The following is a 16,664-nucleotide window of genomic DNA, read 5'->3' as shown; positions in this document are numbered from 1 at the left end:
GGCTCCCCGTTTCACCCAAGGCCACGGATGCCGCCGGGGGTAATTTCCAGCAGGTGACCGTCCACCGCGACCAGGGAGCCGCTGACCCCCTGGCCGGCCGGGTCGGCGTCCGCCGGGTCGAGCGCGTCGGCCTCCCCGCCGCCGGGCCGGTCCCAGACCACGGCACCGGAGGCCGCGTCGAGCGCCACCAGGCCCAGCGCACCGCCGGCGTCGCTCTCGACCAGCAGCAGCACGGACTCGCCGTCGGTGAAGGCCTGAGCCACGTAGACGCCGCCGAAGTACCCGCCATCACCTCCGGAGGCCGGGTCCGGCCCGTCCCAGAGCCACTTCTCCGCGCCCGTGGCGAGGTCCAGGCCGCGCACGCTGCCCGCCCCGGTCGTCACCACCGCGGTGTCACCTACCTGGGCAAGGAACTCCTGGCCGCCCGACTGCAGCGTGATGTCCCACCGCGGTGTGCCGTCCGGCCCGTAGGCCCGCAGGCGCCGCCCGGGCTCGTCCACCCCGAGCAGCATCGCCGGCTGGGCCTCGTCGGTGGCCCGCGATGCGAGCGGGTATCCGGTGACCTCGCCGACCACGTCGCCGTCGGCGGCATGCAGGGTGGCGCGGACCACGCCGTCGAAGCGCGTCACGGCGTACCGGCCCGCGCCAAGGCTGGTCACGCCGCCCGTGCCCGGCTCGAGCTCCGCGCCGAGCACCGCCCCGCCCGGGGTGACGCCCGCCTGGATGCCGCAGCCGTTCAGGTCGATGCGATCGGGCACGGCCCAACCGCCGAAGGCGTCCGGTGCGAGCATGCCGCTGAACACGAGGCGGTTCTCCGAGCTGCTCCAGGACCCGCCGAACGTACGGGCGCACTGTGTGGCGTCCGCGGGCCGGAACGGGACCGTCACCTTCCAGCGTTCCGTGCCGGTCGCCGCGTCCTCGGCACGGAGCACGAGATCACGGCCGGACGCGACCGTACCGGTGCATTCGCCGCCGTCGGTGCACCGGGCGCCCGCCACGTCGATCGCGGACAGCGGCCCCACCCGCTCCGCGCGCAGCACCGTCCCCTCCGGCCCGACGCGAGGCGGCCCGTGCCGGCGCGTGTCCGTGGCATCGAGGGCTCGCGGGGCCGAGGAGGCTCCGCGCGGCCCCACCACGACCACCTCGCGTTCGGCGCCCGTGCCTTGCAGGCACACGAGCGACGAGGTCACCAGAGCGCCCTGGATGGGTGAGGCCGTCGGCCCGCACTCCGCGTCCTCGCGCAGCTCGACCGTCCAGGCCTCCTCGCCCGTGGCCGGGTCCAGCGCGACCAGCTCGCCGTCGGACTCGAACGCCAGCACGTCGCCCAGCACCGCGACGTCAGTCGTGCCACCACCGGGGCCGACGGCCCCTCGCCACGCCCACGTCTCCTCCAGGGGCGACGACACATCGGCGACGCCACCTGGGATGTCGCGCATCCGCTCGATCCGCGCGTGGTCCCGCAGGCCCTCGACCGCGAGCCCGGTCCCGAGCACCACCGCCAGGACCGCCGCGACCTGCGCGGTCGCGCGACGCCTCCGCCCGGCACTGCCCGACGCCGCCGGGTCGGCTCCCGCAGGCCCGGTACCTTCCGAGCTGTCTGCCAGGCTGACGCCGACCACGCCGGCCACGCCGTCGGCCACGGCGCGCGATCCGGCCGGGTCCGCCGACACAGCACCGGCAGCCGCGTCGTCGTCGACCAGGTCGAAGACGAACGCATCACCCTCGTCCGGGTCGCGCCCCATGCGGCAGAGCGTAGCGCCGGGCATCGCGCAGCTCAGCCCAGGCCAACCACGCCCTGCTGCGTGATCTGCGCGAGATACCCGTCGACGCTGATCAGCTGGGTGTACGGGGTGTCCTGGGCGATCTCCCAGCGCACCGAGCCGTCGTCGAGATCCACGGCGAGCAGGCGCAGACCGGCGGCGCTGCCGCTCGGGTCGGCGGTCACCGGGAGCAGCAGGGTGTCACCATCCGTGAAGGCCCCGAAGATCGTCGACTCCGCGGCCCAGACCAGGTCGCCGAACGAGAGCACCTCGGGGTCGAGCGTCCAGCGGTCCGCGCCCGTACCGAGGTCGACGGCGCGCACCGCGCCTCGCTCGTCCACGACGACGGCGGTGCCCGACACCCTGGCCAGCAGGAGCTTCGCGCGGAGGTCGGGCGCCGACCAGAGCCGCGCCCCCGCTTCGCCCTCGGCGGTAGACCTGGCCTCGACGTGGATGCCGACGCGCTCCAGGAGCAGGCCGGGGTCACGACCGTCGGTGGCCCAGGGCAGCAGGACCTGACCGGAGAGCGGGAAGGTCGCCCCGTGCGGCAGGTGCACCACGTCGTTGGGCATCGTGACGTCGGCGGCCGCCGCATCGGGACCGATCCAGCCGCCGTCCGGCAGGGGCGCGAACGACGCGGTGTCCACGCCGCCGGCCGGCGGGTCGGCCGTGTCGTCCGGGTCGTCGAGCCGGGTGCCGTCGAGCAGGAACGCCGCCGAGACGCCACAGCCGCCGACCTCCAGGACACTTCCGTTCAGGTCCCAGCCCAGGGCGCCGACGACGTCCAGCACCGGGGCGGCGTTGTCGTCGTAGGTCACACAGCTGTCGGGGCGCGGGGCGCCGAAGGCCACGGTGTCGCTCCAGCGTGCCCTGCCCGTCGCCGCGTCCTCCGCGCGAACCGTCAGGTCCGGTCCGACGAAGTCCTTCGGAAGGTGCGGCGCACCCAGCTTGTCGACCACCACGGGCCGCTGCTCCTGGTCACCGCCTGTGGGCTCGAGGTGGATGAGGCCGCCGTCGTCCGTCGGCAGCACCACGGCGCCCGGGTCGAGCTCACGCGTCCGCGCCGCGCCGTCCCGGTCGATGACCGTCACGACCTGGTTGCCATCGCCGTCACCTGATGCGGCGACACAGACCAGCGGGTCGGCCGGCGCCACCGGACCGCCGTTCCCGAGCGTCGACGGACCGCAGTGCGGGTCCGCTCCGACGTCGACGGTCCACCGCACGTCTCCCGACGCCGGGTCCACGCCGCGGACCTTCGCGTCACCGGCGATGGCCAGCACCCCCGGCATCTCGACCAGGGTCGCGGCGATCGGGTTCTCGAGGTCGACCGACCACTGCTCGGTGGGCTTCACCTCCAGGCTCCGCACACCGCCCGGAGTGGCGAGGAGTGCCCGCTCACGCAGCTGAGCGTTCACCAGCACCCCGGCCGACAGCGCGAGCACGAGCGCCGACGCCGTCCCACCCACCAGCAGGATCTTGCCGCGGCGGGTGGTGGGCAGCCGACGTCGGACGGCTGCCCCGCCGCGCCGCGCCGTCCGCCCGACGGCGGTGCGGGCGCCCGCGAGCGCGATCGCCACCCGGCCGGGCTCACGGGGAGCCGGCTCGTCGGGCTGGTCCTTCCCGGCGTCCGGCTGCTTCAGATCCGGGTCGGCGGCGTCCGGGTCGGCGGCGTCGGCGCCGTCGGACACGCCGGGAACCTCGTCGATCAGGTCGAAGGTGTGCACCTTCGACGGCTCACGGCTCCCGGGCGCGGCGTCGTCGTGCGGGGTGCGTTCGGTCACGCCCCGAGGGTAGTGCCCCGTTCCGCGGCCAGTGCCGTCTTCCACGTCACCCGGCCGCCGGTCTGCATGAGCGCCCCGCGATAGGCCCGTTCGGCCAGGAGCAACGCCCCGAGCGTCGTCACGACGAGGACGAGGAGCGACACGAGCGGTTCCCACCAGAGCGCGTCGCCGTTGAGCACGCGCACCGGCATCGACACGATGGACGCCGGCGGGATGTAGGACAGGACGCGCTCCAGCATGCCGTCCGCCGAGAACGTCACCACGTACACCCCCATGAGCAGCATCATCAGGGGGCTGGTCGTGTACTGGAGGTCCTCGGTGCGCGACGCGAGCGAGCCGGCCACCGCGTACAGGGCCGCGACAGCGACGAACCCGACGGTGAAGAAGACGACGAACCAGAGCATGGTGGTCGTCATAGCGGGCAGGATCGCCGACAGGTCGGTGAACGAGGCCCCGACGAGTCCGACGGCGGCGAGCAGGAGGTTCTGTCCCAGCGCGATCACGGAGCTGCCGATGATCTTGCCGGCCAGCAGCTGCCGGAGCGGCACGGCCGTCGCGATGATCTCGACCAGCCGGGACTGCTTCTCCTCGATCACGCTTCCGGCGATCATCGCGCCCGACCCGACGGTCCCCATGAAGAACAGGAACGCGAGCACGAACCCGGCCACGAAGACGATCTGCGGGTCGACCGGGTTGCCGTCGAGGCGCTCGGTCTCGACCTCGCTGCCCGCCGTGAGGGCATCCATCGTGGTTCCGGCGTCGACCGCGTGGCCGGCGAGCACCTGGTCGCGCACCGTGGTCTCGATCAGCTGGGTGAGCTCTCCGTCGGGCTCCCGCCAGCCGGACAGGGTCCAGCCGTCGGCGCCGGCCGCGGCGGCGGAGCTGAGCCACGCGTCGGCGGTCTCCTCGTCGAGGGCCGTCTCAGCCGCGGCAGCTGAGTCCACGCGCACCACGCTCAGCTCGATCTTCTGGTCGTCCGACGCCGCCTCGGCGGCTGCGGACTCCAGCGCGGTCGACGCCGACTCGTCGCTCGCGACGACCGCTACGTCGAACGACTGGGTGCGGCCGTCCAGGTAGGCCGTGAAGCCGATCAGCCCGCCGATCATGGCGACGGTCACCGCGAGACCGATCAGGAATCCCTTGTTGAGCGCCCGGACCACGATCTCGCGGGTCGCCACGATCATCCATGCGTTGCTCGCCCCATCTCCTCTCCTGCCCGCGCCTGCCGCTTCGTTCCGGCTCATGCGGTTCCCATTCCGGCTCATGCCGTCACCTCGCGGTAGATCTGGGCCAGTGTCGGCCGTACGGGGGAGAACTCCTTGACCGCGCCGCGCTCGAGGGCGGCGGACAGGAGGCGGCCGGCCGCTGCGTCGTCGTGCACCTCGACCAGTGCTGACGGGCCGTCCACGTCGACGGCCAGCACGCCCGGCACGCCGCGCACGAAACCGGCGTCGCCCGAGAGCACCAGCCGGTGCCGCGTCACGCCCTGGGACCGCAGGTCGTCGGGGGTGCCGTTCGCGAGGACCTTGCCGCCGCCCAGGATCACGAGCCGCTCGCACAGCCGCTCCACGAGGTCGAGCTGGTGCGAGCTGAACAGCACGGGTACCCCGCGCCGGGTGTGCTCGCGCAGCAGGTCCACCATGGTGTCGACGGCCGCGGGGTCCAGGCCGCTGAACGGCTCGTCGAGGACGAGCGCTTTCGGCTGTCCCATGATCGCCGCGACGATCTGCACGCGCTGCTGGTTTCCCAGCGACAGCTTCTCCACGTGGTCCTTCGACCGGTCCGCGAGGCCGAGCCGGTCGAGATGCTCCAGCACCTCGCGCCGTGCGACCGGGGCCGCGATCCCGCGCAGCCGTGCCAGATAGACCAGCTGCTCCAGCACCGGCTGCTTCGGGTAGAGGCCGCGCTCCTCCGGCATGTACCCGAACTCGCGGCGATCGTGCCGGGTGACCGGCACACCGCCGAACCGCACCTCGCCGTTCGTGATCGCCAGCACGCCCATGATCATGCGCATGGTCGTCGTCTTGCCGGCGCCGTTACCGCCCACGAACCCCGTGAGCAGGCCCGACGAAGCCGTGAAGCTCACGCCGTCCACCGCTCGCCGGGACGTGCCGCCCGTCGAGAACACGCGGGTCAGGTCCCGCACCTCCAGATCGCTCATGCGAGCACGCTATGAGCCCGACGCCGGCAGGGGATCCGCCGGAAGGTGGACTCCCCCTCCCCCTCATGGATGGCCTCTGCGCATATTCGCCCAGGTAGTCGGCAGATTGCCAGGAGATCGGTATTTCGAGTTGCCGATCTCGCGACTTTCTGCCGACCACGGTTACGTGCGCCTTATTACAGGCCCCGGTTGCCGTCGGCAATCTGCCACGTATTGTCCCGTCCGGAACGCCGTGAGAACGACAGCGGCGTTGAACGGTTCGACAGTCCATCCCCGGAGATTGAGCACCGCGCTCCGGAGGATGTCTCGCGGTTCGGCGCACCAGCGCCGAAACGTCACAGCAGAGGGGCACAAGGCAGTATCTGACCCGCAGGGGGAGCTAAGCGTGCGCAACCGTTTGATCGTCACAGGAACAGCCGCAGCCATGGTGCTGACGGCGGGGATCGTGGGTGCCGTAGCAGTGCAGCCCGGGCAGGACCAGGATCGTGAGACGACGGCCGCACCCGTCGCGCCCGATGCGCTGCAGGGTCTGCCGCCCATGATGGTGAAGCGCGATCCCACGTCCCGCCCGGGCAAGAACAGCACGGTCGACGTGCGCTCGAACCGTGCGCCGCAGGGGAGCCTGTTCACGTACACGCCACCGCCCGCGGCGACGTACACGCCCAAGCACATGGCCGACTCGTACACGGACCAGCCGGGCAGCCCCTTCACGATGAGGCCCCCGCCGGCCGTCGATGTCGGCAACGGGACCTGGCCCAGCATCCCCGAGGCACCCTCGGACCGGCCAACGGTGAAGCCGACGCCGCCGCCGACACAGGGACCGACCACACCGCCGGCGCAGTCGCCCGAGCCGACCCCTACCCCCACGCCCACGCCCACGCCGGAGCCCACTCCGACCCCTACGCCGGAGCCGACGCCGGAGCCGACCGACCCGCCGTCGGAGGAGCCCGTCGGCCCGCCGGCAGAGGAGCCGACCGAGCCCCCGCCGGCCGAGCCGACCGTGGAGCCGACCACAGAGCCGTCGGAGGAGCCCGTGACAGAACCGGGGGCAGAGCCGTCCACGGGACCGACCGAATAGTTCGGTCTATCGAGCGAGGATCCCGCGCCGCCGACCACAAAGAAGCGAGGCTCATACATAAGGTGTGCGCTTCTCTGTGATTTCTCGAGGCTACCGATAAAGGAACATATCGGCGATTCAGCGCCTTATCCGGCGAACAGCGGCCAGTGCCGGTAATCCAGCTCCCGTAACGGCTGCACCGAATCGGGTATCGGTAGCCAGGATCAACCGGACAGTCTTCATCGCCAACGTCAGCATGACGCCGCCACGAAGACGCATGTCTGCCTCGAATCGGCTCACCGCGACCGAGAGCGTGGTCGTGGCGGCACGGACGTCGCAGAGGTGGTTCACCAGGCTCGCCGCGTCGCGGATGGCGGCGCCGGCGCCCATCCCGGCGGTCGGCGGCGTCGCATGCACGGCATCTCCGAGCGCGGTGACCGGCCCGGCCGGCCATGGGGCCAGGTCGCGAGCGCGGGTCGAGGCGGCGTTGAACCTGAACGCGGCCACGCTGTTCACGTCGGACCGGGCGATCACCTCGAGCGGGCGTTCGCTCCAGCCGTGCTGCCGGAGACGAGTCAGCAGCGCGTCGCGCAGCGCGGCTCCCGTCGTGCCGCGCAGCAGGCTGGTCTGCGGGGACTCGGGGAACATGGCGCCCCAGATGTAGCTGGGACCGGTCGTGACCGCGGCTCGCAGGCCCGGCGCGTCCAGGACCGCGTTCCCTACCGGGTCGAGGAACCCGACGTAGAGCGCCGCCCCCCGCGGACCGATCGCCATGCCTGATCGCGGGCCGAGCCGCACCTGTTCGCCCGGGCTGAGGTCCTGGGCGGAGGTCTTGCCGGAGAAGCCGATGATGCCCGCCGGCCGGCTGGTGGGGCCGCCGGCCAGGTGCCGGGCGACGAGCGAGTGCGCCCCGTCCGCGCCCACCAGCAGGTCACCGGTCGTGGAGGACCCGTCGGCGAGCGTCGCCTCCGGTCTGCCGTCCCCGGACCGTCCGATCCCGGTGACCGTCCGGCCCAGGTGGAGGCTGTCACCGGCCGCTTCGGCCAGCAAGAGCCGCAGGGTGATCCGGTCGATGTCCACGGCGGGATCGTCGCTCAGGTCTGGCCCGTGGCCCAGAAGCCTGCCCCGACGGTCCCAGAACGCGTCCGGTTCTCTGAGTCGCAGCGCCGACGCCGACGCCAGGACCCGCTCGAAGATCTCCGGCTCGACCAGCTCCCGCAGCGCTGACTGCGCGGGGCCGTCGAGGGTGATGTGGTAGCCCCCGGTCACCGCCGCGTCGACGTCCTGCTCGAAGACCGCCGCGTCGAACCCCTGCCGGCGCAGCCCGGCAGCGAGCGCCAGGCCACCGATCCCGCCGCCGACGATGATGGTGCGCATTCCGGTACGACCCTTCCTTGGTAGGACTGAACACCGGGACCGTGCCACCAGTAGTGGACTCGGAGTGTCCAGTACCTGCATGCTGCGGTGGTGGCCGACACCTCGCGACGGACTCTGCAGCTGCTGTCCCTGTTCGCCGCACGTCGGCGCTGGTCGCTCGGCGAGCTCGCATCTCGCCTCGACGTCAGCGAGCGCACGGTCCGGCGGGACGTCGAGACCCTGCGGCGGCTCGGCTACCCGGTGGCGACCGTTCGTGGCCCGGCCGGCGGGTACCAGCTCGGCACCGGCCATCCGCTGCCGCCGCTGCTGTTCGACGACGAACAGGCCCTGGCCGTCGCCGTCGCCCTGCAGACCGCCTCTACCAGCGTCCTCGGTCTGGGCGAGGACGCGGCACGAGCGGCAGACACCCTGAAGCAGGTGGTTCCCCCGGCGCTGCGGTCCACCATGGAGAAGCTCCGCCTGACCACGCTGCGGAACTACTGGGAGTTCCCGGGGCCACCTATCGCACCGGGTGCGCTGAAGGCCGTCGGCAGCGCGGTCCGGCAGCAGCACGTGCTCGTCTTCGACGCGTTACGGGCCGACGGCACCCGTCCGGATCCCCGTGCTGCCGACTTCGCCCCGCCACGGCGCCTCGAACCGCACCATCTGGTCGTCTGGGCCGGGCGGTGGTACCTCGTGGGCTACGACCTGGCCGACGACACGTGGCGGGTGCACCGCGTCGACCGCCTCCATGTCCACACCGCCACCGGAACCCGGTTCGCGCCGCGAGAGGTGCCGGGCGGCGACGTCGCCCACTTCGTCATGACCACGCACGACCGAGGCGACACCGTCGCAGCGTGGGAGTGCGTGGGGACGGCTCGGATCAAGCTCCCGGCCGAGACCGTCGCCCGGTGGGCGCCCGGCGGGTCGGTCGTCGAGCACCTCGACGACCACCACTCCCGGCTCACCATCGGCGCGTGGTCCTGGGCGGGCGTCGCCGGGATCCTCGCCACGTTCGACGCAGACCTCTCCGAGCTGGAGCCGCCCGAGCTCGTCGACGCCGGCCGGCGTCTCGCGCAGCGGTGGAGAGGTGTCAACGATCGCTGACATTCCTACCGTAGCGCCGCGCCGAACTGCTCCAGCCCCGCAGCGCCCGTGACCTCGCCCGGCAGCAGCTCGCACTCGACGCGCGGCAGGTCACCCAGCTCGGCGTCCAGCACGGCGAGCCATTCGTCCTCGTGCGCGCGCCGGGCCGCGAGCAGCCCGCCCGCGCCGTCGGGCGAGCGCTTGTTCACGACCAGACCACCCACCGGCACACCGAGCTTCCGCAGGGTCCCGGCCAGCTCGACGGTCTCCAGCACCGGCAGCCGCTCCGCGGCCAGCACCAGCAGGAACGACGTCGTCTCCGGGTCGGTGAGCACCGACCGCAGACGTTCGAAGCGCTCCCTGCGGCGCAGCAGAGTGCGCCGGATCTCGCTGTCCCGCTCCGCCTTCGGGTCACGCACGCCGAGCCCGGACAGGGCGCCGGAGAACTTGTCGGCCCGGTCCCGCCGCCGCAAGAGACCCTCGGTCCAGGCGGACATCGTCTCGGGCAGCGCCATGAGCCGGGCGGTGTGTCCCGACGGCGCGGTGTCGAACACGACGAGGTCGTAGTCGGCCAGGCCCGTCTCCACGGCGTCGGCGATCCGCTCGAGCACCGCTGCCTCGTGCGTCCCCGGAGCGTCCCTGGCGAGGTCGAGATGCCGGTCGACCTCCTTGGCCAGGTGGTCCGGCATCAGGCGGCGCAGCGTGGACCCGACCTGGGCGAGGTGCGCGTCGGTCGTACGCCGTGGATCGATCTCGACCCCGTCGAGGAGCCCCGCACGGCCGCTCGTCCCAGTGCCGTCCGAAGGGTCGGATCGCACCTCGGCCCGCCACAGCGGCACGACGGCGTCCCCCACGTCCCGCTGCCACAGGTGCCCGAGGTTGTGCGCGGGGTCGGTCGAGACGACCAGGACCCGGCGCCCCGCCTGCGCCTGCGCGAGCGCGAGCGCGGACGCCGTCGTGGTCTTGCCGACGCCACCCTTCCCGCCAAGGAACAGGACGCGCCGACCGCGTACGACGTCGGTCAGCAGCACGAGACGTCCGCCAGCGGTGATCGGTCCATGCCCATGCGGGTGTGCCACTCGTGCACGCGCTCGTAGACGAGCGGCAGGAGCTCCACCGTGTAGTACGACGCCGGGTTGGGCACCCCGAGGGCCTCGCTCAGGACGAGCAGCATGAAGAGATCATCCTCGTCGCGCTGGGCCCGCGCGAACGTGCGGCGGTAGGGCGCCACGTAGAACTCGCGCAGCCCCTCGGAGACAGCGCTCAGCCGCCGGCGGGCGGTGCCGAACCGGCGGCTGAGCACAGGTCAGCCCTCGACGCTCGCGACGGGCTTGTTGTCGGCGTCGTCCTCGTCGTCGACACCGCCGCGGGCCTTGCCCATGGCGATGAACGCCTCCAGCGCCACCCAGAGGGAGGCGATGAGGATGATGATGTCGAGCACCAGCAGCATCCAGCTCTGCTCGGCGTAGAACGTGCCCATCTGGAGCACCAGCGCGTAGATCGACATGACCATGACCACGGCGAGCGGGATCACGACCGGCAACGGGTTGATCTTCTTCCGCAGCAGGATGACGGCGATCACCGACAGGGTCAGGGATGCCAGCAGCTGGTTCGTGGTACCGAACAGCGGCCAGATCAGCATGCCGCCCTCGCCGTCGGCCCCGAGGCTGAACACCAGGCCGACGGACACGACGAGCGCGATCACCGTGCCGAGCAGGCCGCCGATCTTGACCTTCGCGAGCTCGCCCGCCTCCTGGACCACGAAGCGCAGCAGGCGTACCCCGGTATCCATGGTGGTCGCCGCGAACAGGACGGCCATGGTGGCAAGGATCGTGGCCGACAGGCCAAGGGGGATGCCGAGGCCGGCATTGAGGATGTTGCCGCCGCCCTCGACGAATGCCGCCACGCCCCCCTCGTTGAACGCGGTGTAGACGGCTTCCCAGTCGGCGAGCGTCCGGTAGCCGGCCGTCGCGGCGATGATCGCGCCGAGAGCCAGCAGCCCTTCGCCCACGGCACCGAAGTAGCCGACGAACCGCGAGTCGGTCTCCTTGTCGAGCTGCTTCGACGACGTGCCGGAGGACACCATGCCGTGGAAGCCCGAGATGGCGCCGCAGGCGATCGTCACGAACAGCAGCGGGACGAGCGGCGGCGTGCCCTCCGGGACGTTCTGGTTGATCGCCGGGGCGACGATCGCCGGGGCCGACAGCAGCACCGAGCCGAACAGGATGCCCAGGCCGATGAAGAGCTGGACGCCGTTGATGTAGTCGCGTGGCTGCAGCAGCACCCACACCGGCAGCAGGGACGCGATGCCCGCGTAGACGAACAGCGCCACGATCCAGAAGGTCGCCGGCGACATGCCGAGGATCGGGTCGGGCAGGACTATCGCGTTGGCGTCGCCGACGATGATCAGCGCGTACAGCGCCACGACTCCGATGATGGTGGTGAGCAGGAGGCTGATCTTCCAGCGGTAGATCATCTGGCCGATCACGAGGGCCACGAGGATCGCGCCCCACACCGGGATGACCGACGACGGCGTGCTGATCAGCAGGTTCTTGATGACCACGGCGAACGCGGCAACGACCATGAGCAGCAGCAGGAAGATCACGACGAGGAACAGGGCGCGGCCGCGCGTGCCGATGTACTTGCCCGACAGCATGCCCATCGACTGGCCCTTGTGGCGCTGGGAGGCCCAGAGGGCGCCCATGTCGTGCATGCCTGCGAAGAAGACGGTGCCGATGGTTACCCACAGGACCGCGGGCAGCCAGCCCCAGATCACGGCCACGGCGGGGCCCACGATGGGGGCTGCGCCTGCGACGGAGGTGAAGTGGTGGCCCCAGAGCACGAACTTGTTGGTGGGGACGTAGTCCACACCGTCGTTCAGCTCGTGCGCAGGGGTCTTGAAGGCGGGGTCGAGTCGGAAAACCTTCTTACCGAGAAACTTGGAGTACAGCAGATATCCGGCGAGCATCAGTGCAATACCGATGACGGCCAGGACGAGGGAGTTCACGGGGGGCCTCCAGGGTCATCGTCGACGGGGGACCGGCACACCATACTAGTTTCGATGGTTACCTATACAGAGGGTTGACCGGTCGGCCTGTCCCGCCATCACACCAGCCCGACGCGGTGGGCGAGAACCACCGCCTGGACCCGGTCCCGCACGTGCAGCTTGGACAGCAGGTTCGAGACGTGGGTCTTGACCGTCGCCTCGCCGAGGTACAGGGTCTTGGCGATCTCAGCGTTCGACAGCCCGGTGCCCACCAGCTCCAGCACCTCACGCTCCCGCGGGGTGAGGAGTGCAAGGCCGTCCGGCACCTCGACCGTCGGCCGGGGCCGGGCTCCCGCGGCAGCTCCCCCAGCCTGCCGAAGAGCGCCCGTATCACCCGGCAGCGGTCGCTCCCCCGCCACCATCTGCTCGATCACACGGCGGGTGATCTGCGGCGCGAGCAGCGCGTGCCCGGCTGCCACGGTCCGTACGGCCTCGACGAGGTGCTCCGCGTCCGAGTTCTTCAGCAGGAACCCCGACGCGCCGGCCGCGAGCCCGTCGAACACGTACTCGTCGTGGTCGAACGTCGTCAGCACCAGCACCTTCGCGAGGTCCTCCGCGACGATCCGGCGCGTGGCCTCGATCCCGTCCATGACTGGCATCTGCACGTCCATGAGCACGATGTCCGGGCGCACCTCACGGGTCAGCTCGATCGCCGCGGCGCCGTCGGGAGCCTCACCGACCACCTCGAAGTCGTCCTCCACCGAGAGGATGAGCGAGAAGCCGGAGCGCACGAGCGCCTGGTCGTCGACGAGCAGGACCCGGATCACGCGTCACTCCCCGATGCTGTGGTTGCGGTGTGGGCGGCGGGGCCGGGGGCGCTGCGGCCCTCGGAATCGGGCGCGGGCAGCGGCAGCCGCACCCGGACCCGGAATCCTCCGGTCGCCCGGGTGCCGATCTCGACGACGCCCTGATGGGTCGCCGCACGCTCGCGGATCCCGAGCAGCCCGAGCCCGGAGCCGGACGTCCCGCGGCGCGGCCGCCCGTCGTCGAGCACCTCCACCTCGGCGAAACCGTGCTCGAACTGCTGACCCGCTATGGCCTCGGGAGCCCGCACCACGCGCAGCGTGACCGTCGCGGACCGGGCCGTCGAGTGCTTGCGCACGTTCGCCATCGCCTCCTGGGCGGTGCGGTAGAGGCTGAGCCCCATGGGATCCGTGACGTCGGCTGCGGTACCCGGCGGCTCCTCGACCTGGCGGAACGTCGTGTCGAGGCCGTCGTGGTCCGCGGCGGTCAGTGCCGGAAGATCGGCCAGGCCCGGCTCCGGCGCCCGCGAGCCGCCGCCGTCCGGGCCCGGCGGATCGTCGCGCGCGCCGCCGTCGGGCACGGAGCGGAGCGTCCCCACCAGGTTGCGCATCTGCGCGACCCCCTCGCGCGACTCACGCTCGATCGTGACGAGCGCTTCAGCCGTCCGGGCCGGGTCGCGGTCGAGCACGCGGCGGGCGGCGGCGGCCTGGATGCCGATCACGGACACGTGGTGGGCGACGACGTCGTGCAGCTCGCGCGCGATCCGCACCCGCTCGGCCACGATGGCCTGGTCCGTGAGGGCTGCGGCCTGTCTCTCGATGGTGTCCGCCTGGTCGGAGAGCTGCCGCCGGCGTCGCGCCGCGTTCCACTGCATCTGGCCCGCCACCACCGCGCCGCCGAAGAACGCGATGTTGGTGATGAGCTGGTAGACGGCGTTCGCGAGATACGGCTCGATCAGGCCGGGCCAGTCCGCGCGCGTCGGGAACTCCTCGAGGAGCATCTCCATGCCCTGCTGCACCGCGAACATCCAGATGAGCCAGGTGAACATCATCAGCACGCAGACGCTGACCACCACGAGCATCGCCCGCCGGTCCCGCGCCCAGGCCACGGCCGTGAACAGCGCGACGAAATACATGACCTGCATCGGCATGAGCACCGTGATCGCGCTGATCGTCAGGCCGAGCCCGAGCCACAACCCGTACACGAGCGCGAGCGACACCAGGGGGTAGCGACGGCGCCACGCCAAGGGGGCCGTGCTCACCACCGCGAGCAGGATGATCAGCCACAGCGGCTCGCGCGCACCCTCGAAGATCCCCATGCTGCGGCCGAGCTCCACGGAGATGGCCGCGAGCACGGCGAACCCGGCACCCAGCAGCAGGTCCTTGCGGTAGGCGTCGGGGCCCGCGGGGACCCGCTCCCAGTCGGCGTCGACGCCGAACCAGTCGAGGAGGCCCGCCAGGCGCCCGGCAGGTCGGAGTACGTCAGGACCCGCGACGGCGGGTCGATCGCCGTCGGGCGGCCGTGTCTCGGACCGGGGTGGGGCATGGACCATGCCCCCAGGGTAGGAACTCCGGGACGCGACCGCTTCCGCCTGAAGGGGGAGCCGGCGAACCTGAGCGTCCAGGAAGGCGACAACGGGGTTGTGATCCGGCTGAGCCTGATCCGGAGCACAACCCCGTTCTGGTCGCCTACGCGCGCCTGCGAGGCCGGGTCAGCAGATGTTGCGGGAACCGTTCCCGCTCAGGTTCCACGTGGTGTTCTCCCCGCACGGCGACTCCCGCACGGAGGTGTTGTCCACACGAAGCGCGATGTGGATGTTCCGGTTGTTGGGGAACTCCGAGCGCGCCGCGAGCCGCACCTCGCCGCCCCCGTTGACGGTCCCGCCAGCGACGGTGATGTCCGAGCAGTTCTCGATGAGGATCGAGTTGTTGCCGGTGTTCGCGAGGTCGACGCTGTTGATCCGGGCGCCCCGCGAGTTGGACACGCAGAACACGCCTCGGCCGCCGCCGCGTGACCGCACGCGGTCCACGGTGACGTTCGGCCCGTTGTCGTTGGCCATGCGGAAGGTGGCGTAGCCGGTACCCGTACCGACGTTCTCGCCGTCGACCGTCCCGATGGTGGCGTTGCTCGTCCCCTGGATCAGCAGCCCTGACTCACCGACGTTCCGCGCGGTGACGGTGCCGATCCGCAGGCCGTCGATGTGCCAGGTCTCGATCGCGTGGCCCGGCATGCCGGAGGCGTAGACGGAGTCGATGCGGACGTTCGAGCTGCCTGGCAGGTCACGCTCGAAACGGATGCCGATACCGCCGGTCATCCGCAGGTCGATCTGGCCGAGGTGCAGGTCGTCGACGTCGGCGAAGCGCAGGCCGAAGTACGGGGCGCCCGTCAGGTTCAGGGTGGGGATGGAGACGTCCTGGACCCCGATCGCCTGGATCGCGCCCCGTCCGGCGACGTATCCGGTGTCGAGGGTTCCGCAGACCTCGAACGCCGTGTGGCTCGGCAGGTCGATCGTGTTGTTGCCGATCCAGGCGCTGGCCATGACCGACACCTTCTCCTGGCTGGTGCGACCCGGGTCGAGCGCGCCGATCGCCTCCCAGATCGCGGTGATGTAGTACTCGCCCTGGTAGACGGTCTGCCCGTGGTAGGTGGCGGTGAACCCTGACGACTGGCTGCCGGTGACGAGAGCGTCAGCGCCGTCGCCGCAGGCAGCCGCCCGTGCGACGTCCGACGTCGTGGCGTTGGGCGACGCCGTCGTGGGCGGCGCGCTGGTCGGCGCTGCCGCGACCCCCGGCGCGGCGAGCAGGGAGACGACTACCGACAGTGCCGCTGCCCCGGCGGCGAGAAGCCGCGGGCGACGTGGTGACGTTGGTGCCATGGTCACTCCTCCTTGAGAACCAGCCCTACAACGATGTAGAGACACGTGGCCACGAGCGTATGGACCACGTGGCTCCAGCGCCAGACCAGGCGGCGATCCGAAACGATTCACCCGGCGGCGCGCCGTGCGGCGCGCGGACGGACTGGCGGTCGGGGGACCGCCCAGGGCCTTCGCGGTCGGACGAATGTGCTGGACACGGCGCACGCCGAGGCGCATCGTGACCGAGCACGAGGTCGACGAAGGGGAGCAGTCGAATGACGTTCTGGATCTGCCGCACGTGCGGCGTGGAGCATGAGTCCCGGCCCGACGTGTGCGCCGTCTGCGCCGACGAACGCCAGTGGGTGCCCGCCGACGGGCAGCGCTGGACGACGCTGGAAGAGCTCGCGGCCGAGGGGCAGAGCATCGCCGTCAGGGAGCTGGAACCCGACCTGTTCGGGCTCACCACGGTGCCCGACGTCGGCATCGGTCCCGTCGCGAAGGTCGTCCGGACGGCGCGGGGGAACCTGATGTTCGACGTCCCGGGCTACGTCGACGACGCCGCCGTGGCTGCGGTCCAGGGCCTGGGCGGTCTCGCGTACATCGTGGCGAGCCACCCGCACATGTACGGCGTGCAGGTCGAGTGGAGCCGCCGGCTCGGCGGGGTACCGATCCTGGTCAGCGAGGCCGACGCGCACTGGCTGGCCCGGTCCGACGACGCCGTCGAGCTGTGGCGGGGCGACCGCGAGATCCTGCCGGGTGTCACGCTGAGCCAGCCCGGCGGTCACTTCCCGGGCTCCTGCGTGGCGCACTGGGCGTCCG

At 71.6% G+C, this 16,664-nt stretch carries 14 protein-coding genes; 3 read left to right on the top strand and 11 right to left on the bottom strand.

All coding sequences use genetic code 11. The features are described from left to right. Positions 1-11: 11 nt before the first annotated feature. Genes APR04_RS17075 through APR04_RS17060 form a run of 4 tightly spaced genes read right to left on the bottom strand, consistent with a single transcriptional unit; the run spans position 12 to position 5,702 of the window. Positions 12-1,742 (bottom strand): outer membrane protein assembly factor BamB family protein, encoded by a 1,731-nt coding sequence (locus APR04_RS17075; protein WP_253872252.1) that lies wholly within the window; start codon positions 1,740-1,742, stop codon positions 12-14. Positions 1,743-1,774: 32 nt separating this feature from the next. Continuing rightward, a complete protein-coding gene (locus APR04_RS17070; protein WP_253872250.1) occupies positions 1,775-3,541 on the bottom strand; it encodes an outer membrane protein assembly factor BamB family protein in 1,767 nt (588 codons plus the stop codon). Next, the gene (locus APR04_RS17065; RefSeq protein ID WP_253872248.1) at positions 3,538-4,785 is read right to left on the bottom strand and encodes an ABC transporter permease; all 1,248 of its coding nucleotides are present in this window, start codon (positions 4,783-4,785) and stop codon (positions 3,538-3,540) included. Before APR04_RS17065 ends, APR04_RS17070 begins: the two co-directional genes overlap by 4 nt. A gap of 17 nt (positions 4,786-4,802) precedes the next feature. Continuing rightward, positions 4,803-5,702 carry an ABC transporter ATP-binding protein gene (locus APR04_RS17060; protein WP_253872246.1) on the bottom strand — a complete coding sequence of 300 codons (900 nt, stop codon included), beginning with the start codon at positions 5,700-5,702 and terminating at the stop codon, positions 4,803-4,805. 385 nt (positions 5,703-6,087) lie between these two features. Between APR04_RS17060 and APR04_RS17055 the strand changes: the two genes are divergently transcribed. Then, positions 6,088-6,780, top strand: a complete 693-nt coding sequence (locus APR04_RS17055) for a hypothetical protein (protein WP_253872245.1) — start codon at positions 6,088-6,090, stop codon at positions 6,778-6,780. 117 nt (positions 6,781-6,897) lie between these two features. Here APR04_RS17055 and APR04_RS17050 read toward each other — a convergent pair whose 3' ends face one another. Then, positions 6,898-8,136, bottom strand: a complete 1,239-nt coding sequence (locus tag APR04_RS17050; RefSeq protein ID WP_253872243.1) for an FAD-dependent oxidoreductase — start codon at positions 8,134-8,136, stop codon at positions 6,898-6,900. A 90-nt stretch (positions 8,137-8,226) separates the two neighbouring features. Here APR04_RS17050 and APR04_RS17045 point away from each other — a divergent pair, with 90 nt between their 5' ends. Then, positions 8,227-9,222, top strand: coding sequence for a helix-turn-helix transcriptional regulator (locus tag APR04_RS17045; RefSeq protein WP_253872241.1), 996 nt, complete (start codon positions 8,227-8,229; stop codon positions 9,220-9,222). Positions 9,223-9,227: 5 nt separating this feature from the next. Here APR04_RS17045 and APR04_RS17040 read toward each other — a convergent pair whose 3' ends face one another. From APR04_RS17040 to APR04_RS17015, 6 genes are all read right to left on the bottom strand, one after another. Further along, a complete protein-coding gene (locus APR04_RS17040) occupies positions 9,228-10,229 on the bottom strand; it encodes an ArsA family ATPase (protein WP_253872501.1) in 1,002 nt (333 codons plus the stop codon). Next, positions 10,223-10,504: a cory-CC-star protein gene (locus APR04_RS17035; protein WP_253872239.1), complete on the bottom strand. Its 282-nt coding sequence runs from the start codon at positions 10,502-10,504 to the stop codon at positions 10,223-10,225. Before APR04_RS17035 ends, APR04_RS17040 begins: the two co-directional genes overlap by 7 nt. Positions 10,505-10,507: 3 nt before the next feature. Then, complete coding sequence (locus APR04_RS17030) at positions 10,508-12,208, bottom strand: carbon starvation CstA family protein (RefSeq protein WP_253872237.1); 1,701 nt, start codon at positions 12,206-12,208, stop codon at positions 10,508-10,510. A gap of 98 nt (positions 12,209-12,306) precedes the next feature. Further along, a complete protein-coding gene (locus APR04_RS17025) occupies positions 12,307-13,014 on the bottom strand; it encodes a response regulator (protein WP_253872235.1) in 708 nt (235 codons plus the stop codon). Then, positions 13,011-14,543 (bottom strand): sensor histidine kinase, encoded by a 1,533-nt coding sequence (locus APR04_RS17020; RefSeq protein ID WP_253872234.1) that lies wholly within the window; start codon positions 14,541-14,543, stop codon positions 13,011-13,013. Before APR04_RS17020 ends, APR04_RS17025 begins: the two co-directional genes overlap by 4 nt. Positions 14,544-14,702: 159 nt before the next feature. Next, the gene (locus APR04_RS17015; protein WP_253872233.1) at positions 14,703-15,866 is read right to left on the bottom strand and encodes a hypothetical protein; all 1,164 of its coding nucleotides are present in this window, start codon (positions 15,864-15,866) and stop codon (positions 14,703-14,705) included. Positions 15,867-16,120: 254 nt separating this feature from the next. Here APR04_RS17015 and APR04_RS17010 point away from each other — a divergent pair. Continuing rightward, a partial coding sequence (locus APR04_RS17010) for an MBL fold metallo-hydrolase (protein ID WP_253872232.1) occupies positions 16,121-16,664 on the top strand: 544 nt, incomplete at its 3' end.

This window comes from Promicromonospora umidemergens (assembly GCF_024171995.1).
Taxonomy (GTDB): domain Bacteria; phylum Actinomycetota; class Actinomycetes; order Actinomycetales; family Cellulomonadaceae; genus Promicromonospora; species Promicromonospora umidemergens.
This window is presented reverse-complemented; position numbering and strand designations above follow the sequence as displayed.